Raw genomic sequence first — 24,743 nt, 5'->3', positions numbered from 1 at the left:
GGTCACGGTCGAGGTGCTGGACGTCGACATGGACCGCGAGCGCGTGTCCCTGTCGCTGAAGGCCACCCAGGAAGACCCGTGGCGTCAGTTCGCCCGCACCCACGCCATCGGCCAGATCGTGCCGGGCAAGGTCACCAAGCTCGTGCCGTTCGGTGCGTTCGTCCGCGTCGAGGAGGGCATCGAGGGCCTGGTGCACATCTCGGAGCTGGCCGAGCGCCACGTCGAGATCCCCGAGCAGGTCGTGCAGGTCGGCACCGAGGTCATGGTCAAGGTCATCGACATCGACCTCGAGCGTCGCCGCATCTCGCTGTCGCTCAAGCAGGCCAACGAGGGGTACAGCCCGGACGCCGAGTTCGACCCCACGCAGTACGGCATGGCGGCCGAGTACGACGAGCACGGCAACTACATCTACCCCGAGGGCTTCGACCCCGACACGCAGGAGTGGCAGGAAGGCTACGAGAAGCAGCGTGAGGAGTGGGAGCGGCAGTACGCCGAGGCGCACGCTCGCTACGAGAAGCACATGCGCCAGGTCGCGGAGGCCCAGAAGGCCAACGCCGCTGCCGCCGCCGCTGAGGGTGCTGCCGAGGGCGGCGACTCCGGCTACGGCTCGGAGGGCGCTGAGCAGGAGCGTTCGGGTGGCACACTCGCCAGCGACGAGCAGCTCGCGGCCCTGCGCGAGAAGCTGTCGGGCGGCGCGTGAGATAACGCCTGAACCGATGTAAGCCTGTGAGTCATGGCCCCGGTCCGTACGGACCGGGGCCATGTGCTTTTCAGGGCGGACGGGCGAGTGATTGAATGCCGGTCATGCTGCGAGTGGGGTTGACAGGCGGGATCGGAGCGGGGAAGTCGACGGTCGCCGCGCGACTGGCTGAGCTCGGCGCGGTGGTGATCGACGCGGACGCGATCGCCCGGGAGGTCGTGGAACCGGGCACGGAGGGACTGGCCGAACTCGTAGCCGCCTTCGGGGACGACATCCTGACCACGGAAGGCACCCTGGACCGTCCCGCGCTAGCGGCGAAGGCGTTCGCCGACGACGAAGCTCGCCGGAGACTCAACGCCATCATGCACCCCCGCATCGGGGCGCGGACGGCGGAGCTGTTCGACGCAGCGCCCCCCGACGCGATCGTGGTGCACGACGTACCGCTGTTGGTGGAGAACAACCTCGCGCCCGCCTACCACCTCGTGCTCGTCGTGGACGCCGACGAGGAGGTGCGCGTGCGCCGGCTCGTCTCGTCACGCGGCATGACGGAACAGGACGCCCGTGCTCGCATCGCGGCGCAGGCCACCACCGAACAACGACGTGCCGTGGCCGACGTGTGGTTGGACAACAGTGGAGACCCACGTACGCTGCTCGACCAGGTCGACGCTCTGTGGACCGACCGACTGGTGCCCTACGAGGCCAACATCCGACTGCGCAAGCCCCGTCCGGCGGCACCGCCGAAACTGGTGCCGGCCGATCCGACGTGGCCCGCACAGGCCGCACGGATACTGCCGAGACTGCGCAACGCGGCCGGGAACACCGCACTGCGTGTCGACCACATCGGCTCGACGGCGATTCCGGATCTCCCGGCCAAGGACGTCCTGGACTTCCAGATCGTCGTGCCGACGCTGTCCGACGCCGACGCGCTCGCGACCCCGCTCACCGAAGCCGGATTCGTCCGCAATGACGAGCACGCGTGGTACGACGAACCGCTCGGCGACGAGGACAGGTGGGACAAACGCGTGCACACCGGTGCCGATCCCGGCCGCCCGGTGAACCTGCACGTACGTGCGGTGGACAGCCCGGCGTGGCGACGGGCGCTGCTGTTTCGGGACTGGATGCGCGAACATCCCGACGAGGTCGCGGTCTACGCCGAACTGAAACAGCGGCTCGCACGCGAACACGCCGCGGACGGCGACACCGTGGAGTACACCGCGGAGAAGCAGTCGTGGATCAACGCCGCGTTCGACCGGGCGGAGGAGTGGGCGGCCCGCACGGGCTGGACACCCGACACCGCAAGCTGAGCAACCCCGTTCGTCCGGTACGGGTGCCCCACGTATCGAGCGGGGGCACATCCTCCGCCAGCCGTGTCACCGTGGGATGCGGGGCTATCCGGCCGGTGGATGCCGACGCCATGTCGTCGGCATACCGAGATCGGCCAGCCAGCGGAGCAGGTCGTAGCCATGGGCGGCGAGGGCTGCCACGGTGCGGTAGGTGCGTTCCAGGGCGGTACGGGCCTGTTCCCGGGTGAGCAGACCGGCGGTGGTGGCCTCCAACAGTTCGTCGGTGTCCAGCACGGTCACCGACCTGCCGGTGCGTACCGCTAGATCGAGGTAGAGGTCGGTGGTGAGCCACACGTCGTCGTGCACGTCGATGGTGACGACGTCGAGGTAGAAATCCTGGTCACGTTCGTGGCCGGGGGAGAACCAGAAATCCGTGATCCGCAACCCCAGGTCGGGAAGCAACCAGGACTCGAGATAGTGGAACTGGGCACGGCCGGGCGTGGGCCTGGCCATGTAGAGACCGAACGGTTCCACGCGGTACTCCTCGACGGACCGCGCGATGCCCTTCGGGTCGATGTTGACGCCCGCGGACACGTCGAACCGCTCGCGCTTCGGCGGATGGAGGGCCATGCCCGCCTATCTTGGTCCATCGACCTCTCTGGTTCACGGGCGGTGGAGCCTTGTCGACGGAAGCCGAGGAGTTCCCGGCCAGTCTGCCGCGAAACGCGGTGGGGTCTGTGAAACATCGAGCGCGGACCCCGAACACGGACGAAGGTCGAAAGCTCAGATTCCTCGCCTCGCCCAGCCCCATGATCGCTCGGGGCCCTCGTCCCCAAAACATGCTCAACCGAACATATCAACGCATGTTAGTTTGACTTCATGAGCGATGACCGGTGTGAGCTGTTGTGCATCGACCTCGAGCACGCCGAGGGCCTGCGTACGACGCTTCCCGAGACCGACACGCTGCAGGCCAGGGCGGAGCGCTTGCGCGCGTTGGGTGAACCGACCCGGCTGCGGATCGCGTATGCCCTGCACGCGGGAGCCGAACTGTGCGTGTGCGATCTGGCCTGGATCGTCGGTTCGTCACAAGGCCTGGTGTCCCATCACCTGCGTCAGTTACGCGCGGCCGGACTGGTGACCTCGCGTCGGGACGGCAAGCTGGTGATGTACCGGCTCACGCCCATCGCCGACCGGATGTTGTCGGCGAGCACCGCGCCCGAGATGGAGGCGGACCCGGTATGAGCGCGGGTCGCTGCGACGCTGATCACCCATCACACAGGAGGAGCTAGCGGTGGCGACCACGGCTCTGACGCTTTATCTGGTGTATCTGGCGACCGCCTTCGGGCTGCGCAGTCTGCTGCAGTACCGGCGCACCGGCTCGACCGGCTTCCACGGTGTGAGCGGCCGCCCCGGATCGCTGGAATGGTGCGGCGGCGCACTGTTCGTCCTGGCTCTGCTGCTCGGCCTCCTCGGACCCGTGCTGCAGCTGTTCGACATCCTCGATCCCGTGCGCTCGCTCGACGCCACCCCGATCGCGGTCGGGGGGCTGGTCCTTACGCTCGTCGGGATCACCGCGACCCTGGCCGCCCAACGGGACATGGGAGTCTCCTGGCGCATCGGCGTCGAGCAGACCGAGGTCACCGACCTCGTCGTCAACGGCGCCTACGCCTGGGTTCGCAACCCCGTCTTCACCGCCGTGATCGCCACCGGGGCAGGCCTGGCCCTGATGACACCCAACCCCGTCGCCCTCACCGCGTTGGTGGCACTCGTGATCGCCATCGAAATCCAGGTCCGCGCGGTCGAGGAGCCGTACCTGCTCCGCACCCACGGTCAGCGTTACCGTGACTACGCCGCGCGAACCGGCCGTTTCGTACCCCGCATCGGCCGGCTGGGCACGACCACAACCTCCCCCAACGGGTAAGACCTTCCCGCGACGAAGCCCCGGTCACGGCGAGTGCCGTGTGGAGTAGGCGCGTGAGGACCCGCGGTCACACCGGCCTGGTCATGGTGCGAGGAACGGATGGTCGAAATGGTGCCCTGGTGGGCTTCCGGTCACGTGTGGCGGTGTGGACGCCGGAGGCTCCCGACGAGCGGACCAGCTCGAACCGGGGCGTCGTCACGTACCCGACGGTGGGAGCCAACGGTGGCGGACGACGCTGTCAGAGTTTGCGCATACCCTGGTTGACGTGGCATTCGCGACCGAACACCCCGTACTCGCGCACTCAGAATTCCGGCCGGTCTCCGAGATCCCTCGGTCGGACGGTCGGTTCAAGGTGGTCAGTGACTACGAGCCCGCCGGCGACCAGCCCGCGGCCATCGACGAACTCGAACGCAGGATCAAAGCGGGCGAAAAGCACGTCGTTCTCCTCGGCGCCACCGGTACGGGCAAGTCCGCGACCACGGCGTGGCTGATCGAACGGCTCCAGCGACCCACTCTCGTGATGGCCCACAACAAGACGCTGGCCGCCCAGCTCGCCAACGAACTGCGCGAATTCTTCCCGCACAACGCGGTGGAGTACTTCGTCAGCTACTACGACTACTACCAGCCCGAGGCGTACGTCCCCCAGACCGACACCTACATCGAGAAGGACTCCTCGATCAACGACGACGTGGAGCGGCTTCGCCACTCGGCGACGATGAACCTGCTGTCCCGCCGCGACGTCATCGTGGTGTCCAGCGTGTCCTGCATCTACGGCCTCGGCACACCGCAGTCCTACCTCGACCGCTCGACACGTCTCGCCGTGGGTGAGGAGGTGGACCGCGACACGTTCCTGCGTGCGCTCGTGGACGTGCAGTACACCCGCAACGACCTCGCGTTCGAGCGGGGCACCTTCCGGGTCCGCGGCGACACGGTGGAGATCATCCCGGCGTACGAGGAGCTCGCTATCCGGGTGGAGTTCTTCGGCGACGAGATCGACAAGCTGTACTACCTGCACCCGTTGACCGGCGACATCGTCAGGGAAGTCGACGAGGTGCGGATCTTCCCGGCCACCCACTACGTCGCGAGCCCCGAACGCATGGAGAAGGCCATCCGCGGTATCGAGGTCGAACTCGAGGAACAGCTCGCGAAGCTGGAGAAGCAGGGCAAGCTGTTGGAGGCGCAGCGCCTGCGGATGCGCACCACCTACGACATCGAGATGATGCGGCAGGTCGGATTCTGCTCGGGCATCGAGAACTACTCGCGGCACATCGATGGTCGAGAACCCGGCTCGGCTCCGGCCACGTTGCTCGACTACTTCCCCGAGGACTTCCTGCTGGTCATCGACGAGTCACACGTAACGGTGCCGCAGATCGGTGGCATGTACGAGGGCGACGCCTCGCGTAAGCGCACCCTGGTGGAGCACGGTTTCCGTCTGCCCAGCGCCCTGGACAACCGGCCGTTGACCTGGGAGGAGTTCTCCGACCGGATCGGCCAGACCGTGTACCTGTCGGCGACCCCGGGCCCGTACGAGATGGGACAGACGGGCGGTGAGTTCGTCGAACAGGTCATCCGGCCCACCGGCCTGGTGGATCCGGAGGTGGTCGTCAAACCCACCGAGGGGCAGATCGACGACCTGGTGCACGAGATCCGGGTGCGCGCCGAGAAGGACGAGCGCGTGTTGGTCACCACGCTGACCAAGAAGATGGCCGAGGATCTCACTGACTATCTGCTCGAACTCGGCATTCGGGTGCGATACCTGCACTCGGAGGTCGACACCCTTCGCAGGGTGGAGTTGCTGCGGCAGCTGAGGTCCGGCGACTTCGACGTGCTGGTGGGCATCAACCTACTGCGTGAGGGGCTCGACCTGCCCGAGGTGTCGCTCGTGGCGATCCTCGACGCGGACAAGGAGGGTTTCCTCCGCAGTAGCACGTCACTGATCCAGACGATCGGTCGTGCGGCCCGAAACGTGTCGGGCCAGGTGCATATGTACGCCGACACGGTCACCGACTCGATGCAGTACGCCATCGACGAGACCAACCGTCGCCGCGCGAAGCAGATCGCGTACAACGAGGAACGCGGCATCGATCCCCAGCCCCTGCGGAAGAAGATCGCCGACATCCTCGACCGCGTCTACACCGAGGCCGAGGACTCCGAGCAGGAGATCGAGGTCGGAGGGTCCGGGCGCAACGCCTCGCGGGGCAAGAAGCCGGAGCAGGGCGATTGGGCCCGTAGCTCCGGTGTTCTCGCCGACCGCGATGTGAGCAGCATGCCGAGAGCGGAACTCGCCGACCTCATCCAACAGTTGACCGACCAGATGATGCAGGCCGCCCGGGACCTGCAGTTCGAACTGGCTGCTCGGCTGCGCGACGAGATCTCCGAGCTGAAGAAGGAACTGCGCGGGATGGACGAGGCGGGAGTGCAGTGACGCCGGCGACGGCGTGAACCGTCATTCGACGCTCGGGTCGGGCTGCAGTAGCCCGAACAGGTTCCCTTCGGGGTCACGGCAGTAAGCAGTCCACCCGAGCCCGGTGATGGCGCGTCTCGACGCCACGACACTGCCACCCGCCTGTTCGATCTCGCGGATCTGCAGGTCCAGGTCCTCGACCTCCATCGTGACGGGGAAGGCGTTCACACTCGCGTCGGGATCGGGCATCGGTCCCTTCCGCTGGGCCAAGCCACCGTCGATACCAGGACCTTCGCCGGTCATGATCAGCCAGTACGGGTGTGCTCCCGAACGCTCGAACGTCCAGCCGAACACGGTCGTATAGAACGTGATCGCGCGTTCGGGTTCGCTGGCGTGGATTTCGAAGTGAACCGGTCGAGGCATGGGGCCCCTCCTCGGGTATGCGTGCTGGGCGAGTAGGTCGGCAACGAAGCTTGAGTGCAGAAATTGTCGCCCGCCTCCAGCATACTTGCCATCTGCCTGGAAGGAGCTGCTGTGATGGCACAAGGCGTGCAGGTGACGTTCGATGCCGCCGATCCTCGGAGGTTGTCCGAGTTCTGGGCGTTGGCGCTGGACTACGAAGTGCAGTCCCCGGCCGAGGGGGTCGAGTCGCGGGAGGCGTTCGGTGTGGGTATCGGGTGGCCGCGTGTTCGGTGGGGCGCGTGGTCAGCGGTGGTCGACCCCAGCGGAAAGGGACCGCGAGTGTTCTTCCGACGGGTTCCCGAGGTGAAGAGGGCGAAAAACCGTGTGCACCTGGACATCGACGTCAGCGGTCACACCACCGGAACCGAAGGGTGGCGGAAGGTCAGGGACAAGGCCGACATGCTGGTGGCCGCGGGCGCCACGGTGGTGTGTGAGGTCGACGAGCCGCTCGGCCGGTGCTTGGTGATGCGCGACCCGGAGGGCAACGAGTTCTGCCTCCAGTGACTTTCCGTACGCGGTGTCGACGTGTCGCCGGGGGCCGGTAGGGCTGCCTTGCCCGCGGAAACAGGGCGCGAGTCGCATCGGTCAGCTGGTGATGTCCTTGGTCGCGAATCGGCGGGCCGCGAGCAGACCGAACACCGTGGCGTACAGGAGCGCCGACAAGATGCCGCTGGCCATGTTCGCCCAGTCGACGTCGGTGGCGATGAGGTCCATCCACGCGAAGGAGAAGTGGGTCGGCAGAAAGTTGCGTAGGTCTCCGAGAGCGGTGATCTGGTCAAGTATCTGCGACAGGATCGACACCAGCACCGTCCCCCCGACCGCCCCGAGCGGGGTGTCGGTGGACACGCTCAACAGCAGGCCCAACGCCGCCACCCACGACAGCTGGACCATGATGTAGCCGGTTCCCAGGGCGATCGCCACGAGACTCCGCCCGAAGGGCACCGAGTCCCCGGTCGGGCTGATCGCCTCGCCCGCGCCGTACCGCACCACGCCGATACCGAGCGCGATCAGCGGTAACAGCACCAGCGTCAACCCTGACAACAGCGCGGAGGCGAGAGCCTTCTGCCGCAACAGTCGATGCCGCGGCACGGGGATGGCGAGCAGATATTTCAGGCTCGACCAGGACGCCTCACTGGCGACCGTGTCGCCGAAATACAGGGCGACGATCATCGGCAACAGGAACGAGCCCGAGACGAACAATGCGACCACGACGAAGTTGGACGCGCTCGCCGTGGCCAGGTCGATGAAGGCGCCGGAACGGCGATTCGGGTCCGCGTCGCCGATCTCGAAGGCGGCGACCAGGATGAACGGCAACAACGTCACCAGGGCGAGGACCAGCTGGGTCCGGCGTCTGCGGAGCTGTCTACGCAGCTCCACGCCCAGTCGCAGCGTCCGGTTCGCCCGGTAGCCCGCCACCGCGCCGTCGGACCCCACCTCGCCGGTGGTGGCTCCCGCGGCGCTGAGGTCGTCGAGAGCGGCAGGGTCGGTGTGCACGCCCTCGTCGGCGCGGGGTCCGGGCTCGTCGATGTCACTCAACGCTCGGGTTCTCCTTCTCCCACCAGCTGGAGGAACGCATCCTCCAGTCGACGCCGTGGGCCTGCCTGTTCCACCGCCACACCGGCGCGCACGAGGACCGCCACCGCCTCCGAGCGGGGCAGTCCACCCAGATCCGCGTGCACGAGGTCGCCCTCGACGTCCGTCCGGGTCACGCCTTCGAGCTCACGCAGGGCCTCGACGGCGGCGTTCGGGTCGTCCACCCGGAACGTGGCTTCCCCACTCGCGGACACGATGTCGCCGACCTTCCCTGCGGTCACTAGCGAGCCCCGTTGCATCACGACGACGTGGGTGCACGTCTGTTCCACCTCGGAAAGCAGGTGGCTCGACACGAGCACCGTGCGTCCTGTGGCGGCGTAGCGGCGGAGAACCTCGCGCATTTGGTGGATCTGTGGTGGGTCGAGTCCGTTGGTGGGCTCGTCGAGGACGAGAAGGTCCGGTAGGCCGAGCATCGCTTGTGCGATGGCGAGCCGTTGGCGCATGCCCTGGCTGTAGGTGTGCACCCTGCGATGAACGGCGTCGCCGAGTCCGGCGATCTCCAGGGCCTCGTCGAGGTGGGCTTGTTCGATGGGACGTCCCGTCGTCGCCCAGTACAGCCTCAGGTTGTCGGCACCGGACAGATGCGGGAGGAACCCTGAACCCTCCACGAACGAGCCGATACGTGACAACACCGGGGCGCCGGGCGTGATCGTGTGGCCGAACACCGTGATGTCGCCCTCGGTGGGGCGGATGAGCCCCATCAGCATGCGCAGCGTCGTGGTCTTGCCCGCGCCGTTCGGACCGAGCAGGCCGAGTACCTGCCCGCGTTCCACCCGAAACGACAGGTCCTTCACAGCGGTCAGGCCACCGGGGTAGGACTTGGTGAGATCGCGGATGACCAGCGGCGTGTCGACCAGTTCGGGATCGACCTGGTACGAACGTCTACGTCGAAGCGCCGCGACAACGGCCACGGCAGCGGCGGCCACGAGCACGCCGGCGATACCGAGCAGCTGCGCCGTGGGCCAGCCCGAGGTCACCGTGGTGCCGGGCACCACCGGCACCGACAGGGCCGAGTCGCCTGCCAGCGAGATGCGGTAGGCGGCGGGCTCGGTCGGCGTGACATACGCCTGGTCGGTGGTGGTCACGGTCAACTGGAGGCTGTGACCCGCTTCCACGGGGCGCACGATGCCCGGCAGGGTGACCGTCACATGAACCGGTGTGCCGTCGGCGGGCAGCTCCGACACCCGGACGGGTGCGACCGCGTTCCCGGGCAAGGTCCGCGTTCCGTTGGGGTTGACGTCGTACAACTTGACGAACAGCACCGCGTCACGATCCCGGGCCCCGTCGGTGGCCGCCGCGACGTTCAGCGTGACCGTCGAAGCCCCGGTGATCAGCAGTCGCGAGTCCACCGGTTCGGAGGTGAACGTCGCCGACTGTCCCGGCGGGTCCACGGTGAACAGTACCGACAACCGGGACGAGTTCGTGAGTACGCTGTTGAGACCGGGTATGCCGCTCACCGCGGCGGGCGTGGCGCCCGGGGGACGGTGGGCCACTTGTTCGTCGCCGTGGAGTACGACTCCCTCTCTCGGCGTGGAGTTGGACCCCAGTCCTGGGTAGGTGGCCGCTTCCAGGGTGCGGACGGACGGCGTGCCGTTGGTGCGCAGCGCCCCTTGTACGTCGTAGGCGAAGCGCGCGCCGGGGTCTTCACCCTCACCGGCGAGGTGGTACTGGAGGAAATCGCCGATGGTGGAGCGCAGCTGTGAACCCGGTACACCACCGTCGTGGCCGCCGGTGTACCAGACGACCGACACCTCGCCGCCCGCCTCAGAGATCTGACGGGCGTTGGCGTCGGCCTGTTCGAGACCGAACAGCGTGTCCGACACACCCTGCACCAGCATCGTCGGCACGGTGACGTTCTGTGTGACGGACACGGGAGAGACCCGTCGGAGCAGTGCCAGGGTCTCCTCGGACGCGACACCGTCGGTGGCCACGTCGATGTAGGCGGCACACACCTGCTCGGTGAATCGGCCGCACGCACCGGGCTCGGCGTCCGGAGATTCAGGAGAGCGCTGTCCCGCGGAGGGCAGGCCCGAGCCCGAGGTGCCCGCGCCGGTGGTCGCGTCCGTGCCCTCCTGCGGTTCGTCCCCCGGTTCGGGTGCCTCCGCACCCGGAGCGCCGGGTCGCGCGGGCCCGAGCCCGGCGGAGAACAGCGAGCCCGCCCACGCCTGTTTGAACACACCGCCTTCGGAGAACGCGCCGGGCGCGGGTGTGTCGTCGTCGACGGACCCCGGTGTTCCGGCGTTGGGCAGCAACGCCTGTGCCAGGTCGTTGTAGGTCATGACGGGGGCGATGGCGTCGACCCGCTCGTCACTGCCTGCCGACAGCAGGGCGAGAGCGCCGCCGTAGGACGCACCCGTGATGCCCACCCGGGGATCACCGTCCTCGTCGAGCAGCACCTCCGGCTGGTCGGCCAGGTAGTCGATGAGCTGGGAGGCGTCGGCGACCTCGTAGTCGGGGTCGTTCAACGCGATCTCGCCCGTGCTGCGGCCGAAGCCCCGCGCCGTGTACGTCATCACGACGAAACCCCGGTCGGCGAGTTCGCTCGCCTCGCGGGAGACACTGTTCTTGTCGCCACCGAACCCGTGCGGCAGCAGAACAGCCGGTGCGGGCGTCTCGCTCGGAACGTACATCGTGGCGTCGAGCTGCACGCGCTCCTCGGAACCCGGCGAGGCGACCACGTCGATGATGGCCTCGTGAGTGGTGTAGCCGGGCTCCTCGTCGCCGTCATCGGACCACAGCAGGAAACCTGTGATCAGGACCGCGGCCACGACCAGCAGGACCAGCGGACGCACGCGGTTGCCGCGAGCGAACAAGGTTCGGGGCACGGTTGTCCACACTATTGGGCATTTCCTGAGAGTTTGTTCCGGGTTGCCGGAATGAAACCGGCTGGTTCTCTTGTGTGAGGGATCTTACGTGCCGCGTACCGGTGACTCTTGTGACGGCCACTGGTCATTCACCGTTGCAGCCGTCAAGATAGGACCCGTTCGTGGAGGGGAGTATTCCTTCGCGGCGGCGTCGTCAACACGGTTGTCTCGTCTCGACACCCGGCGCCGTCGGCCGGCGGACGCCGGTGGGAGAGACCTCCGGTAATGGCCACTACGCGCTGACCGGAGGTTGGCTTACATGAACGTGCCCGTGTGGGTGTGGATCGCCACGGTCGGAGGTCTGCTCCTCCTCATCGCGGCGGATTTGATGATCGTGGATCGGAAGCCGCACCGGGTGACCGCCGGTGAGGCGGCCAGGTGGGTGATCTTCTACGTCTCCTGCGCCGTGTTGTTCGGTATCGGTGTCTGGGTGCTGGCGGGACACGACCCGGGTGTCGAGTTCTTCACCGGGTACATCACCGAGTACTCGTTGTCCATCGACAACCTGTTCATCTTCATGGTGATCATGGCATCGTTCCGGGTGCCCGCGATCCACCAGCACCGCGTACTGCTGATCGGCATTCTGCTGGCCCTGGTGATGCGTGCGGCGTTCATCGCCGTCGGGGCCGTTCTGATCGCGAAGTTCGTCTGGATCTTCTTCCTGTTCGGGGCCTTCCTCGTGTGGACCGCCATCAACATGGTCCGGAGCAAGGACGAGGACGAGGAGTACAGTGAGAACGCCGTGACCCGGTGGGTGCGCCGGTTCTTTCCCGTCACCCCGGACTACGTCGGTCACAAGATGATCGTCAAGCAGGACGGCAAGCGTTATCTGACGCCGATGTTCGTGGTGATCGTGGCGATCGGCAGCGCCGACTTGTTGTTCGCCGTGGACTCCATCCCCGCCATCTTCGGCATCACCCAGGACGCGTATCTGGTGTTCACCGCGAACGCATTCGCTCTCATGGGGTTGCGCCAGCTGTACTTCCTGCTCGGTGGTCTGGTGGCGAAGCTGGTCTATCTGTCCTACGGCCTGGCGATCATCCTCGGCTTCATCGGTGCCAAGTTGGTGCTGCACGCGCTGCACGAGTACGACGTCACCCCGTCGTGGCTGGTGATCAACAACTGGATGTCGTTGGGTGTGATCGCCGTGGTCTTGACCGTCACCACCGTCGCGAGTCTCATCAAATCCAAGCGGGATCCCAACGCCGTGAGCGCGTTGAATCTCCAGGCGGAGGCGCCCGCGAAGGCTGATCGGGAGCCATCCCACGACGGATGAACCGTTACCTTGGCTAATTAGTTGGGTTAAGCTTTGAGGTCATGCGCCCCACAGACCTTCACCGTGTGACCGTTCCCGGACGTCCCGCGTTTCGGGGCGAGCTGCTGCTGACCGCAGTGTCTCGCCCCGACCCGGAGGCGAACAGCTATCGGAGTTCCCTTGTGCGACTCGAACCGGGGGAAACCGTCGCGTGGACCCACGGTGAACGGGACACCGCGCCCGTGATCTCACCCAACGGACGCTGGGTGGCGTTTCTTCGCGCGGTCGGCGAGCAGGCGCCGCAGCTGCACGTCATGCCGACGTTCGGGGGCGAGCCCCGCCGCCTCACCGACCTGCCACTGGGCGCCGGTGCACCGGTGTGGGCACCGGACTCGATCCGGATCGCTTTCACCGCGCGCGTCCCGGAGTCCGGCCGGTACGGCACCGCCACGGGTTCGGACGGCGAGAAGCTGGGAGCCGACAACGAACCTCCCCGACGTATCACCCGCCGCGATTACCGGTTCGACGGCGAGGGCTTCGTCCGCGACCGGCCAAGCCGCCTGTTCGTCGTCGATGTCGAAGCGACCACCGAGGCCGAGGAACCGACGCCTTTGACGGACGACACGGCCTCCGTCAAGGACCCTGCTTGGACACCCGATGGCACCGGTGTGATCGTCGTGGCACCACGCGACTGGGACGCGCGCGAGAGCTTGCATGACGATCTCTACCTCGTCCCGGCCGGTGGGGGTGAGCCTCGGCTGATCGTGCGCTGCCCCGGCACCGCGGCACATCCCGCGGTCTGCGACGACGGCACCGTGTTCTTCTACGGCACCGCCTTCGAGGGCCAGAACTCGGTGGCACGTAACACGGGGCTGTGGGCGACCACTCTCGGGGAAGGCGGAGACGACGAGGGCGGTACCGCGCCGCGCAGGCTGACGGACGCCGAATCCGTCGACTGCGATACAGCGGCCGGCCCACCCGCGCCGAGGGACGACGACGTGCTGATCGCCGTACGCAACCGAGGCGCGGTGGAACTGCGGAGCGTGCCTCGGACCAGCGCCGGGGCGGCCCTGTCCACGCTGCCCCTGGTGACGGGGCAGCGAGCGGCCGTGCGGTCGTTCGTCACCGATGGCGATCGGATCGCCGTGGTGCAGGCCGGGCCGACGGACACCGGAGAGGTCCTCCTCGTCGACGGCGATGGTTCCGTACGTACGCTCACCGACTTCTCGGAGTCCCTGCGCAAAATCGGGATCAGGCCGGTGGAGGAGGTCACGGCGACGGCGCCCGACGGATATCCCGTGCACGGCTGGGTGGCGTTGCCCGAGGGTGAGGGTCCGCACCCAGTGCTGCTTCTGGTGCACGGCGGCCCCTTCACACAATACGAGTGGAGCCTGTTCGACGAGGCCCAAGTCTACGCCTCGGCCGGATACCTCGTGGTGCTGACCAACCCGCGTGGTTCGGCGGGGTACGGGGAGGCGCACGGGCAGGCCGTCGTGGGCGGGCTCGGCACCGTCGACGCCGACGATCTGCTGGCGATGCTCGACGCTGTTCTGGAACGTCCGGACGCCGACGCCGAACGTGTCGGTGTGATGGGCGGTTCCTACGGCGGATTCATGACCGGGTGGCTCGTGGCGCACCACGGGCACCGGTTCCGGGCTGCTTGGAGTGAACGTGCCGTCAACGCGTGGGATTCGTTCACCGGCAGTTCGGACATCGGCTGGTGGTTCGCGGGCGCCTACGTGGGGGACGACCCGGACGAGCAGCGTCGACGCAGTCCGCTGACCTACGCCGATCGGATCACGATCCCGTTCGCGATCGCTCATTCCGAACAGGACTGGCGGTGCCCACTCGAGCAGGCGCAGCGCATGTTCGTCGCGTTGAAGGCCGCGGGAACCGAGACCGAGATGCTCCTCTTCCCGGGAGAGGGGCACGAGTTGACCCGTTCGGGACAGCCCCGCCACCGGGTCCAGCGGTTCGAGGCCGTGCTGGAGTGGTGGCAGCGACACCTGCCGGTCAGTTGATCATCAGGTAATTCAGTTCCTCACACACCCGCGACAGCGGCACGTCGAGGCCCGGGTGGTCGAGGGGCAGCAGAACATCGGGAGAATTCGGGAGCGCGCCACCGGCGGGCGGGTCCCACAGACACACCGCCGGTTCGCCCCCGTCCATCGACGAGCGGTACCAGACGCCGTCGAGGTCCTGATAAGCGGCGCGGATGGCCCGGGCCCACGCCTGCGTGATCTTCTTCGGCCCGCTGGAGATCTCCTGGGACGCGCCGACCCTCGTCGGCCACAGCCCGCACAGGTCCAAAAGCCGCAGAGTGCGGGCCGGGCGAACGACCACGAGGTGGGGGCCCCGCGTCTTACGGTCGACCGTCGACGTCGTCTGGTACACCTCGGCGATGCTCGTACGCACGGACAACCCGAAGTACAGCACCCCGTTTTGTGGGTCGGTGACCATTTCGCCGTGCCGAGGCTGTTGCGGGTCGAAACGTCCGTGTGGCAAAGGCCCCGTGTAACGGAAGGTGTCCCAGTTCTGGGGGTGCCTGCCGTAGGCGGTGTACACCCTGACGAGCCTGGTCGCCGGGTGGAGCGCGACGATGTCCTCGGTTGGGCGCAGTGTGTTGATCAGTACGGCCCGCGATGGTGGCCGGGGCAGTCTTGCCATGAACCGTGACTAACCGATCTGGTGTGCGGGATCAGATGGGCGTGCCGAGTGTGGCCGCCAGCTGGGCCACGATCTCGGGGTCGCCACCGGCGAGCAGCCACTGTCTGGGCGTGGCGGGCTTGCCGTTGATCACCAGGTCGGGCTGGGGGGTGCTCATGAAGGCCGCGATCACGAGGACGGGCTGATCCTCCGGCACGGCACGGAGCACGGCGTCGAGTCCGGGAAGCACACCGCTGGGCGTGAACTGCCAGTTCGGCAGCCGCCATCCTCCCTGCGCCTTCCAACCCGTGAGCCGCCGCTCCTTCAGCCGGTGTCGGATCCGGCTGTCGTCGACGCCGAGCAGCGCCGCCGCCTCTCCCACGGTGAGGGCGGATTCCGCCAGCACCGCGTGCGCGGCGACCGTACGAGCACGGTAGTCCCGTTCGTCCTCGCTCTGGTGGGACAGGTCGAGTCCCACGTCCTCCAGTGCGGCCTGCTGGTCGGAGGAGAAGTACTGTGACGGGTTGGGGTTCGGCGGCGTCAGCCGCCGGGCGGCGTCCTCGACCAGCGCCAAGAACTCGGAGGGCTTCACATTGAGCCCCGCCTTGGCCAGAACGTTCTCGAGCGCGATGGTCGTCATACGCATAGATTAGCCCGGATGTGCGGATTCGTGCGCTTTGCAGCCACGAATCTTCAGAAATTCACCGGAATCGACACATTACGCACAAGAACCAACACGCATTGTAGTGGCCCGACCAGTGTCCCCGCACGGCGCTACTCTGTCCAGGCCTTCCGCACCCATTCCTATCACCCTGCCGGTCGCCGACTAGTGTCGGTGCACGTGGGAAATGCGATCGACAGTGTCTCCTGGGTCCTCGTCCGGGACCGCAGACTGCTGGCCGTGCGAACACGGGGAAAGGACAAATTCTATCTGCCGGGAGGAAAACGCGAGGCCGGTGAGAGTGACGTCGAATGTCTGTCCCGGGAGGTCCGTGAGGAACTCGGTGTGGACCTCGATCCTCGCAGTTTCAGCCTCTTCACCGTTCTCGACGAACTGGCCGACGGCTACACCGACGGGCGCAGGGTGCACATGAAGGCGTATACCGCGCGCCACAGCGGTGAACTGACCCCAGGCCGTGAGATCGCCGAGCTCGCATGGCTGACCTCGGCCGAAGCGGACCGCTGTCCGCCCGCGGGCCGTCACGTACTCGGCCTGCTCTCCGAACAGGGACTGCTCGACTGACGGCGGAGGACGCCACGGTCCGCCACAGCCCGCCACGGAAAAGACTTCCAGGACACCGACAGCGGTGAACCGGTGAACGGAGAGGCCCCGGAGTCGGGGCGGGCCGAACACCCGCCCTACCGCTCACCAGCCGCGCTGCCGCCATTCACCGATCTTCGGCCGCTCCGCTCCGAGCGTGGAGTCATCCCCGTGACCCGGATAGAACCACGTGTCGTCGGGCAGCTGTCCGAAGATGCGCTCCTCGACGTCGTTGATCAACGAGGTGAAGTCCTCCGGGGAGTTCGTCTTGCCGACACCTCCCGGGAACAGCGAGTCGCCGGTGAACAGGTGCGGATGGCCGTGCGGGTCCCGATACAGCAGCGCGATCGATCCAGGTGTGTGTCCACGCAGGTGGATGACCTCCAGCGTGATCTCGCCGAAGGTGACGGTGTCACCGTGTTCGACCAGGATGTCCGCAGGCACCGGCAGCGGTTCGGCGTCGGCCGGGTGCGCCACCGTGTCGGCGCCGTAGGCTCCCGCGATCGCGCCGAGCGCCTGCCAGTGGTCGGGGTGCTGGTGAGTCGTGACGATCGTGCGCAGGGACGAGCGGTCGGGGCCGTGTCCCACCAGGTCCGACAGCCTTTCGGGGTCGTTAGCGGCGTCGATCAGCAGCGCCTCGCTGGTGGCCCGGCACACCAGAAGGTAAGCATTGTTGTCCATCGGGCCGACCGACATCTTCGTGATGGTCAGCGCATCCAGTGTGCGCCGTGCGGCGGCGCCACCCGGTTCGACGTGGCCGGTGTAGTCCTCGGTGACGTTCACGGTTCTACGGTAAGGCACTACCTCGCTCCGGCAGCAGCCATGTCGCCATGTCGTCACGCCCGGTCGTCCCTGACTGGCCGACGGCCGTACCGGGGAGTCCCGTCATCTCGGCGTTCTCGGACACGTCACCCGTCTCGTGTCACAAGCTGTCGGCATCGAGCACATCCGGTTCGAAGCGCTGCTTTTTCGGCTGTCGTTTTTCGGTGGCCACGCTGTTCGCGGCGCGGTGGGTCTCGAAGTCCCGGCCCCCGATCCGATCGGACCGATACCCATGGTTAGTGTGCGGTGACCGCATCGAGACCCTGGGGGAGTCCGTGACTGTCGCCACCCTTTCCGGCGCGGCATCCGCGAAGCCACAACGTTCTTCACGCCGCTTCAGCTGGGACGTCATCCGAGTCGTGGCCATCAGTTTCGTCGTGATCGGCCATGTGACCCACCTCGCGTCCCACAGGCCCGGCATCGAGCCCTATCCGGTGATGATCGCCATCCCGTTCGGGACAGCGACGTTGCTGGTGCTGTCCGGCTACTTCATCGCGCCGACGATCCGCAAGAGCAGCAGCGTGGGACGCTGGCTCCGCGGGAGGTTGGCCCGCCTGCTGCCCGCGTACCTGGTCACGGTACTGATCATCTACCTCGTGAGCCGGACCGTCGTCGTGCACTTCAATGGAGCGACTCACCAGGACGGCATAGTCGGGCTGCTGTTCGCCGACCCGATCGTCCCGGCGGATCGCGGCCCGGACGCAGTGGCCCTGTGGCATGTCCCGGACTTCAACGACCTCCTGTTGCACGTGCTGTTGCTGCACGAGTTCAACACCGACTTCTTCCACCGGCTCGACGGTTCGTTCTGGACGATGCCGGTTCAGGTGGCGGTCTTCGTCGGGGCGGCGTTGTTCTGGCGTAGCAGACTGCGTCATCGACTGAGCGCGCCCACGGTGCTGTGGGGAGTGACCGCCCTGTCGGTCGTGTCACAGCCGCTCGCCGCGCTGTGGCTGACCCTGCCCACCGCGACGGGGCTGTACCACGCGCACCTGTTCGCGGCGGGCGTCGCGATCTATCTGTGGCAGCACGATCGTCTTTCCCGCACACACCTTGTGTTGTTGTTGGGTTCGACGGTCTTGCTCCACGCCTTCCGCACCGGGACGACGCTCTCGGTGATCGCGTTCACGTTGATTCTCGTGGCGATGTGTCTGGCGACGCGAGGTCGGGACTGGGACCGGCTGCCCGTGCTGCGGATGCTGCGCCGACCGATCTCTTGGCTGGCCGGCATCAGCTATGGCCTGTACCTCGTGCACCAGCGACTGGGGGAGGTGCTCGCACGGGCGCTCAGCGAGGCCGGGGTGTCGCCGTGGTGGTTACGCTTGTCGATAGTGGTCGGAGCCGCCGTCGTCGCGGCCTGGCTGCTCACCGTTCTCGTCGAACGGCCGGCACAACGAGTGTTGACCCGGCGGCGTCGCCGCAGCACCGAGGATGACCCTGCCGCCGCGTCCGCCGCTGTTGTCGGTGGTGGGACCTAGCATGGGCGGAACCGACGTGTTCGGCGTTCCACACACCAGTTGAAGGGATCTCGGGTGGTTGATCGCCTTGTAATCCGCGGTGCTCGTGAGCACAATCTACGCGGCGTTGATCTCGATCTGCCCAGGGACAGTTTGATCGTGTTCACCGGACTGTCCGGGTCCGGTAAGTCGAGCCTGGCGTTCGACACCATCTTCGCGGAAGGCCAGCGGCGCTATGTGGAGTCGCTGTCGGCGTACGCGCGGCAGTTCCTGGGACAGATGGACAAGCCGGACGTCGAGTTTATCGAGGGACTGTCGCCGGCTGTGTCGATCGACCAGAAGTCCACGTCCCGTAACCCGCGCTCGACCGTCGGCACGATCACCGAGGTCTACGACTACCTGCGCCTGCTCTACGCGCGTGCGGGCAAACCGCACTGCCCGCGGTGTGGTGAGCCGATCAGCAAACAGACGCCGCAGCAGATCGTCGACCAGGTCCTGGAACTGGAGCAGGGCACGCGGTTCCAGGTGATCGCCCCGGTCGTGCGGGGACGCAAAGGCGAATACGTCGACCTGTTCACGAACCTGCAACAGCAGGGCTATGCGCGCGTCCGGGTCGACGGCACCGTCTACCCGCTCTCCGAACCTCCGAAGCTGAAGAAGCAGGAGAAGCACGACATCGGCGTGGTCGTCGACCGGCTGACGGTCAAGGCCAGCGCCAGGCAACGGCTCACTGACTCGGTCGAGACCGCGCTGCGGTTGGCCGACGGCCTGGTCGAGCTGGAGTTCGTGGACCTGTCCGAGAATGACCCACACCGCATCCGGGGATTCTCGGAGAACCTCGCGTGCCCCAACGGACACGCGCTGCAGATCGAGGACTTCGAACCACGCTCGTTCTCATTCAACGCGCCCTACGGTGCCTGCCCCGAGTGCACCGGCATCGGCGTCCGCAAGGAGGTCGACCCCGAGATGGTGGTGCCCGACGACGAGTTGTCGCTCGCGGAGGGCGCCATCGCCCCTTGGTCTGGGGGACAGAGCGCGGAGTACTTCCAGCGCCTGCTCGAATCGCTGTCGACCACGCTCGGGTTCCGAATGGACACTCCGTGGCGCAAACTGCCCGCGAAGGTGCAGAAAGCGATTCTGCACGGCGTCGACGAACAGGTGCATGTCCAGTACCGCAACCGATACGGACGGCAGCGTTCCTATTACGCCGCGTTCGAGGGCGTGATCCCGTTCGTGGAGCGACGTCACGAACAGACGGAATCCGAGTGGGCACGCGAGCGCTACGAGGGGTACATGCGGGAAGTGCCGTGCCCGGCGTGTCAGGGAACCAGGCTCAAACCCGAGATCCTCGCCGTCACCCTGGAGCACGAGGAGTACGGGGAACGCTCCATTGCCGAGGTATGCGCGCTCTCGGTCGCCGAGGCGTCGAAGTTCCTGGACGGGCTCAGGCTCGGCCCCAGGGAGGCCATGATCGCCGGTGCCGTGCTCAAGGAGATCCAGGCACGGTTGCACTTCCTGTTGGACGTCGGTCTGGACTATCTCTCCTTGGACCGGGCGGCGGGGACCCTGTCCGGAGGTGAGGCGCAGCGCATCCGGCTGGCCACCCAGATCGGCTCAGGTCTGGTGGGCGTGTTGTACGTGCTCGACGAGCCTTCCATCGGTCTGCACCAGCGGGACAACCACCGGCTCATCGAGACGCTGTCGAAGCTTCGGGACCTCGGCAACACTCTGATCGTCGTCGAACACGACGAGGACACGATCCGCGCCAGCGACTGGGTCGTCGACATCGGCCCGGGCGCGGGACAGCACGGTGGCGAGATCGTGCACAGCGGCACGTTCGAGAAGCTACTTCGCAACGAGAAGTCGCTGACGGGTGACTACCTGGCCGGTCGCAGGGAGATCGCGTTGCCCGCGGGACGCAGGCCGGTCGATCCCAAGCGTCAGCTGACCGTGGTCGGAGCGCGGGAGAACAACCTACGCAACATCGATGTCTCGTTCCCCCTCGGTTGCCTGATCTCGGTCACCGGTGTGTCCGGTTCCGGGAAGTCCACATTGGTCAATGACATCCTGGCCACGGTGTTGGCGAACAAGCTCAACAACGCCAGGCAGGTTCCCGGAAGGCACAAGCGGGTCAACGGCCTTCAGCACGTGGACAAGCTCGTCCGGGTCGATCAGTCCCCCATCGGCCGCACCCCGCGGTCGAACCCCGCGACCTACACCGGGGTGTGGGACCACATCCGCAAATTGTTCGCTTCCACCACCGAGGCGAAGGTGCGGGGATACCAGCCAGGGCGATTCTCGTTCAACGTCAAAGGCGGTCGCTGCGAGGCCTGTGCGGGCGACGGCACGATCAAGATCGAGATGAACTTCCTGCCGGACGTGTACGTGCCGTGCGAAGTCTGCAAAGGCGCTCGCTACAACCGTGAGACCCTGGAGGTCCATTACAAGGGCAAGACGGTCGCCGAGGTCCTCGACATGCCGATCGAGGAGGCCGCGGAGTTCTTCGAACCGATCAGGGCCATCCATCGGCACCTCCAGACACTGGTCGACGTGGGTCTCGGCTATGTCCGTCTGGGACAGCCCGCGCCGACCCTGTCCGGTGGTGAGGCCCAGCGCGTCAAGCTCGCGAGTGAGCTGCAGAAGCGCTCGACGGGTAAGACGGTCTACATCCTCGACGAGCCCACCACGGGGCTTCACTTCGAGGACATCCGCAGGTTGCTCGATGTGATCAACGGCCTCGTCGACAAGGGCAACACGGTCATCGTGATCGAGCACAACCTCGACGTCATCAAGACCTCCGACTGGATCATCGACCTCGGCCCCGAAGGGGGCTCGGGCGGCGGCACCGTCGTGGCGGAAGGCACGCCCGAGCAGGTGGCGGCTACCGAGAGCAGCTACACCGGCCGCTTTCTCGTGCCGCTGCTGCAAGAGGCCTGACCCCGCGGGTTCACGCAGGGGCGTTGGCCGGCTTCCCCTCGGTTTCGGTCGACGACTCGGCATGGTCGTCCAGGAGCGTGTCCTCGTTGAACGGCTCCTGCCCCGACAACACCCGGGACAATTGAGCGCGGTCGAGTTCCTTTGTCCACGACCCGATGAGGACGGTGGCGACGGCGTTGCCGGCGAAGTTGGTGAGCGCACGGGCTTCCGACATGAACCGGTCGATGCCGAGGATGAAACCCACGCCGTCGACGAGTTCCGGACGGTGTGACTGGAGGCCGCCCGCGAGTGTGGCGATGCCCGCGCCGCTGACCCCGGCCGCACCCTTCGACGCGATGATCATAAAGATCAGCAGCGAGATCTGCTCGCCGATACCGAGCGGACTGCCCTGTGCCGTGGCGATGAACAGAGTGGCCATCGTCAGGTAGATCGCGGTGCCGTCCAGGTTGAACGAGTATCCGGTGGGAACCGTGATGCCCACGACGGGTTTGCTGACACCGAGGTGCTCCATCTTCGCGATGAGCCGCGGCAGCGCCGACTCCGACGACGATGTCGACACGATCAGCAGGAACTCGCGTCCGAGGTAGCCCAGCAGCTTGAAGACGTTGACCCGCGCGCCGAGCCACAACACGGCTCCGAGCACGAGGAACACGAACAGCAGGCAGGTGACGTAGAAGCCGATCATGATGACGGCCAGGCTGCGCAGCGCGTCCCATCCGGTTTCGCCGACCACGGCGGCGATCGCGCCGAACGCACCCACCGGGGCCGCCCACATGATCATGGCGAGGATGCGGAACACGAGCCGCTGGATGTGCTCGATGCCGCGCAGGATCGGCGCACCGGTGCGACCCATTTTCTGCAGGGCGAACCCGGCCAACAGGGCCACGAGCAGGGTCTGGAGCACCGAACCGTCGGTGAACGCCGAGACCATGCTTTCGGGGATGATGCCGAGGAGGAAGTCGACCGTTCCCTCGCCGCTTTCCGCGCTCTCCTGCGCCTGTGCCGCGGCCTCCGGGTCGAGCTCCATGCCTTCGCCGGGGTGGAGGACGTTGCCGACCACCAGGCCGATTCCGAGCGCGAAGGTCGACATCAGCAGGAAGTAGCCGACGGCCAGCAGGCCCACCTTGCCCACACTGGCGGCCTTCGCGACGGATCCGATGCCGAGCACGATGGTGCAGAAGATGATGGGGCTGATCATCATCTTGATCAGGGCGACGAAGCCGGTACCCAGTGGCTTGAGTTCCTTCGCCACGTCGGGAAAGGCGAAGCCGACGGTGACACCCAGAACCACCGCGGCGATCACGGCCAGATACAGGTAGTGCATCCGGTCGCGACGCTGTGGCTGCTCCGGCTGCTCTGTAGCCGTGGGCGACGGTTCGGGCAACATTGCCTCCTCGGAGTTCGAGCGACGGTCGGAGACGACTATGGGAATCGACTCCGTTCGGGTCACTGTTGTGTTCATTTCGGTCGCGGATTTCTGTCCGAGGCCGTGTGTTCTCATGAATTGGTGCTTCGCTCGCCCCGTTTCGGCTCGCCCGGCCGGCACGGCCGTAGCTGGAGCCTCGCCAGGCAACTGCTCGCCATGCAACTGGCCGTGGTGATCGTGTTGGTGTTGGGCGGTGCCACGCTCACCTATCTCGATGCCGCTGCCGATGTGGAACAGGAGGCCGCCGAGGAGGCCGTGTCGGTGGCGGTCACCCTCGCCGATTCGTCTGACGTACGCGAGGCGGTGATGTCCTCGGATCCCAGTTCGCGGCTTCAACCGTTCGCCGAGCGGGTCCGTGCCGACACGGGCGTCGGGTTCATCACGATCATGGACCGTGATCGCACCCGGTACACACATCCGGACCCCGAGCGCATCGGCGAGCCGTTCATCGGCAACATCGAGCCCGCTCTGCGCGGACACACGTTCACCGAGACCTACACCGGCACGCTCGGCCCGTCGGTGCGCGCGGTCGCTCCCGTAGCCGTGGACGGTGAGGTGAGCGCACTGGTGGCGGTCGGGATAACCATGGACACGATCTCGACGGAACTCGCGCAACGCATGCCGCCCGTGCTGGGTGTCGCCGCCGGGGTGCTGCTCGTGGGTGCGGCCGGCAGTGTGGCGGTGAGCAACCGCCTGCGTGTGCAGACCCGCGGTGTGGCTCCGGAGGAGTTGAGCCGCATGTTCGACTACTACGAGGCCATCCTCCACTCGGTGCGCGAGGGGCTGGTGCTGGTTGACCGGGACGGGCGGGTCGGGTTGTACAACGACGCCGCGGCCGATCTCCTCGAACTACCGGGCGACGTACGTGGCACCGCGGTGTCCGAGCTCGGCCTCGCGGACGCGCTCGCTCGCACGTTGACGGCGGAAGGGCCGGTGAAGGACGAACTGCACGTGACGGAAACCCGCGTGCTGTTGGTCAACACCGTTCCGGTGTGGTCGCGAGGACGCGCGATGGGCAATGTGGTGACTTTGCGTGATCACACGGAACTGCAATCCCTGACAGGGGAGCTGGACACCGTACGAGGATTCGCCGAGTCGCTGCGGGCCCAGGCGCATGAGTCGGCCAACCGTCTCCACGCGGTGGTGTCGCTCGTCGAGCTCGGTCGTCCTGAGCAGGCGGTGGCGTTGGCCACGGCGGAATTGCATACGGCGCAGGAACTCACCGACAGGGTTCTGGGCGCGGTGTCCGAGCCCGTGCTGGCGGCCTTGTTGTTGGGTAAGTCGAGCGAGGCGGCCGAGCGCGGAGTCGAGCTGGTGGTCACGGACGACACCGTCCTCGACGACACGAGCTCGGCGATCGACTCGCGCGACCTCATCACCGTGCTCGGCAATCTCGTCGACAACGCGGTGGACGCGGCGATCGAAACGGCCGCCGAGCGTGCCCCGACCGTCCGGGTCACGGTGCGGGTCGAGGACGGAGCACTCGTCGCCCGCGTCGCCGACAGCGGGCCGGGTGTCGACCCCGAGGTCGGTTCGCGGATCTTCCGGCGTGGCTGGTCGACCAAGTCGGGCGGGGGGAACACTGGGCGGGGTCTCGGTCTCGCGCTCGTGGGGCAGACTGTGCGTCGGCTCGGTGGAACGGTGACCGTCGCCGATTCCGAGGACGGTGGTGCGGCGTTCGCTGTCCGTATTCCCCTCCCCGCGGCGTAGAAGCG

General features: G+C 66.8%; 20 protein-coding genes. 12 read left to right on the top strand and 8 right to left on the bottom strand.

Annotated features, from left to right (window positions below; genetic code table 11):
* Together M7H19_RS06510 and coaE are read left to right on the top strand one after the other, a co-directional pair.
* Window positions 1–700 (top strand): S1 RNA-binding domain-containing protein (locus M7H19_RS06510; RefSeq protein WP_298178239.1); only part of this gene is annotated, 700 nt, incomplete at its 5' end.
* A gap of 104 nt (window positions 701–804) precedes the next feature.
* Window positions 805–2,004: a dephospho-CoA kinase gene (gene coaE / locus M7H19_RS06505; protein ID WP_037313632.1), complete on the top strand. Its 1,200-nt coding sequence runs from the start codon at window positions 805–807 to the stop codon at window positions 2,002–2,004.
* 84 nt (window positions 2,005–2,088) lie between these two features.
* Here coaE and M7H19_RS06500 read toward each other — a convergent pair whose 3' ends face one another.
* On the bottom strand, window positions 2,089–2,613 hold the full coding sequence (locus M7H19_RS06500) for a DUF402 domain-containing protein (RefSeq protein WP_015786894.1): 525 nt from the start codon (window positions 2,611–2,613) through the stop codon (window positions 2,089–2,091).
* A 249-nt stretch (window positions 2,614–2,862) separates the two neighbouring features.
* On the opposite strand from M7H19_RS06500, the gene M7H19_RS06495 reads away from it, so the two are divergent.
* The 3 genes from M7H19_RS06495 to uvrB all read left to right on the top strand — a co-directional run bounded on the left by M7H19_RS06495 (window position 2,863) and on the right by uvrB (window position 6,329).
* On the top strand, window positions 2,863–3,225 hold the full coding sequence (locus M7H19_RS06495; RefSeq protein WP_037313425.1) for a metalloregulator ArsR/SmtB family transcription factor: 363 nt from the start codon (window positions 2,863–2,865) through the stop codon (window positions 3,223–3,225).
* A gap of 49 nt (window positions 3,226–3,274) precedes the next feature.
* Window positions 3,275–3,904 carry an isoprenylcysteine carboxylmethyltransferase family protein gene (locus tag M7H19_RS06490; protein ID WP_277671311.1) on the top strand — a complete coding sequence of 210 codons (630 nt, stop codon included), beginning with the start codon at window positions 3,275–3,277 and terminating at the stop codon, window positions 3,902–3,904.
* 265 nt (window positions 3,905–4,169) lie between these two features.
* Window positions 4,170–6,329, top strand: a complete 2,160-nt coding sequence (gene uvrB / locus M7H19_RS06485) for an excinuclease ABC subunit UvrB (protein WP_298178228.1) — start codon at window positions 4,170–4,172, stop codon at window positions 6,327–6,329.
* 21 nt (window positions 6,330–6,350) lie between these two features.
* Here the strand turns inward: uvrB and M7H19_RS06480 are convergent, their stop codons facing one another.
* Entirely contained in the window at window positions 6,351–6,731 is a 381-nt protein-coding gene (locus M7H19_RS06480) for a VOC family protein (RefSeq protein ID WP_298178226.1), read from the bottom strand.
* Window positions 6,732–6,845: 114 nt separating this feature from the next.
* Between M7H19_RS06480 and M7H19_RS06475 the strand changes: the two genes are divergently transcribed.
* Entirely contained in the window at window positions 6,846–7,274 is a 429-nt protein-coding gene (locus M7H19_RS06475) for a VOC family protein (RefSeq protein WP_298178223.1), read from the top strand.
* Window positions 7,275–7,355: 81 nt separating this feature from the next.
* Here the strand turns inward: M7H19_RS06475 and M7H19_RS06470 are convergent, their stop codons facing one another.
* Together M7H19_RS06470 and M7H19_RS06465 are read right to left on the bottom strand one after the other, a co-directional pair.
* Complete coding sequence (locus M7H19_RS06470) at window positions 7,356–8,306, bottom strand: ABC transporter permease subunit (protein ID WP_298178220.1); 951 nt, start codon at window positions 8,304–8,306, stop codon at window positions 7,356–7,358.
* Entirely contained in the window at window positions 8,303–11,188 is a 2,886-nt protein-coding gene (locus tag M7H19_RS06465) for an alpha/beta fold hydrolase (protein ID WP_298178218.1), read from the bottom strand. Before M7H19_RS06465 ends, M7H19_RS06470 begins: the two co-directional genes overlap by 4 nt.
* Window positions 11,189–11,486: 298 nt before the next feature.
* Between M7H19_RS06465 and M7H19_RS06460 the strand changes: the two genes are divergently transcribed.
* Window positions 11,487–12,503, top strand: a complete 1,017-nt coding sequence (locus tag M7H19_RS06460) for a TerC family protein (protein ID WP_298178216.1) — start codon at window positions 11,487–11,489, stop codon at window positions 12,501–12,503.
* 41 nt (window positions 12,504–12,544) lie between these two features.
* Entirely contained in the window at window positions 12,545–14,503 is a 1,959-nt protein-coding gene (locus tag M7H19_RS06455) for a S9 family peptidase (protein ID WP_298178214.1), read from the top strand.
* Here M7H19_RS06455 and M7H19_RS06450 read toward each other — a convergent pair.
* A complete protein-coding gene (locus tag M7H19_RS06450; RefSeq protein WP_298178212.1) occupies window positions 14,496–15,149 on the bottom strand; it encodes an RES family NAD+ phosphorylase in 654 nt (217 codons plus the stop codon). The two genes, M7H19_RS06455 and M7H19_RS06450, sit on opposite strands and share 8 nt — an antisense overlap.
* Before the next feature lie 31 nt (window positions 15,150–15,180).
* Entirely contained in the window at window positions 15,181–15,768 is a 588-nt protein-coding gene (locus M7H19_RS06445) for a DNA-binding protein (protein WP_298178210.1), read from the bottom strand.
* A 201-nt stretch (window positions 15,769–15,969) separates the two neighbouring features.
* Here M7H19_RS06445 and M7H19_RS06440 point away from each other — a divergent pair, with 201 nt between their 5' ends.
* Complete coding sequence (locus M7H19_RS06440; RefSeq protein ID WP_298178207.1) at window positions 15,970–16,371, top strand: NUDIX domain-containing protein; 402 nt, start codon at window positions 15,970–15,972, stop codon at window positions 16,369–16,371.
* Between the two features lie 123 nt (window positions 16,372–16,494).
* Here M7H19_RS06440 and M7H19_RS06435 read toward each other — a convergent pair whose 3' ends face one another.
* Entirely contained in the window at window positions 16,495–17,172 is a 678-nt protein-coding gene (locus M7H19_RS06435; RefSeq protein ID WP_298178205.1) for an MBL fold metallo-hydrolase, read from the bottom strand.
* A gap of 314 nt (window positions 17,173–17,486) precedes the next feature.
* Here M7H19_RS06435 and M7H19_RS06430 point away from each other — a divergent pair, with 314 nt between their 5' ends.
* Window positions 17,487–18,686: an acyltransferase gene (locus tag M7H19_RS06430; protein WP_298178203.1), complete on the top strand. Its 1,200-nt coding sequence runs from the start codon at window positions 17,487–17,489 to the stop codon at window positions 18,684–18,686.
* Between the two features lie 54 nt (window positions 18,687–18,740).
* Entirely contained in the window at window positions 18,741–21,602 is a 2,862-nt protein-coding gene (uvrA, locus tag M7H19_RS06425; RefSeq protein WP_298178201.1) for an excinuclease ABC subunit UvrA, read from the top strand.
* Between the two features lie 10 nt (window positions 21,603–21,612).
* Here uvrA and M7H19_RS06420 read toward each other — a convergent pair whose 3' ends face one another.
* On the bottom strand, window positions 21,613–22,926 hold the full coding sequence (locus tag M7H19_RS06420) for a cation:dicarboxylase symporter family transporter (RefSeq protein ID WP_298178244.1): 1,314 nt from the start codon (window positions 22,924–22,926) through the stop codon (window positions 21,613–21,615).
* A 183-nt stretch (window positions 22,927–23,109) separates the two neighbouring features.
* Here M7H19_RS06420 and M7H19_RS06415 point away from each other — a divergent pair, with 183 nt between their 5' ends.
* Window positions 23,110–24,738 carry a sensor histidine kinase gene (locus M7H19_RS06415; RefSeq protein WP_298178199.1) on the top strand — a complete coding sequence of 543 codons (1,629 nt, stop codon included), beginning with the start codon at window positions 23,110–23,112 and terminating at the stop codon, window positions 24,736–24,738.
* Window positions 24,739–24,743 lie beyond the last annotated feature (5 nt).

It is taken from the genome of Saccharomonospora sp. (assembly GCF_027317685.1).
Classification (GTDB): domain Bacteria; phylum Actinomycetota; class Actinomycetes; order Mycobacteriales; family Pseudonocardiaceae; genus Saccharomonospora.
The sequence above is the reverse complement of the archived record's forward strand: the minus strand, read 5'-3'. Positions and strand labels throughout refer to the sequence as shown.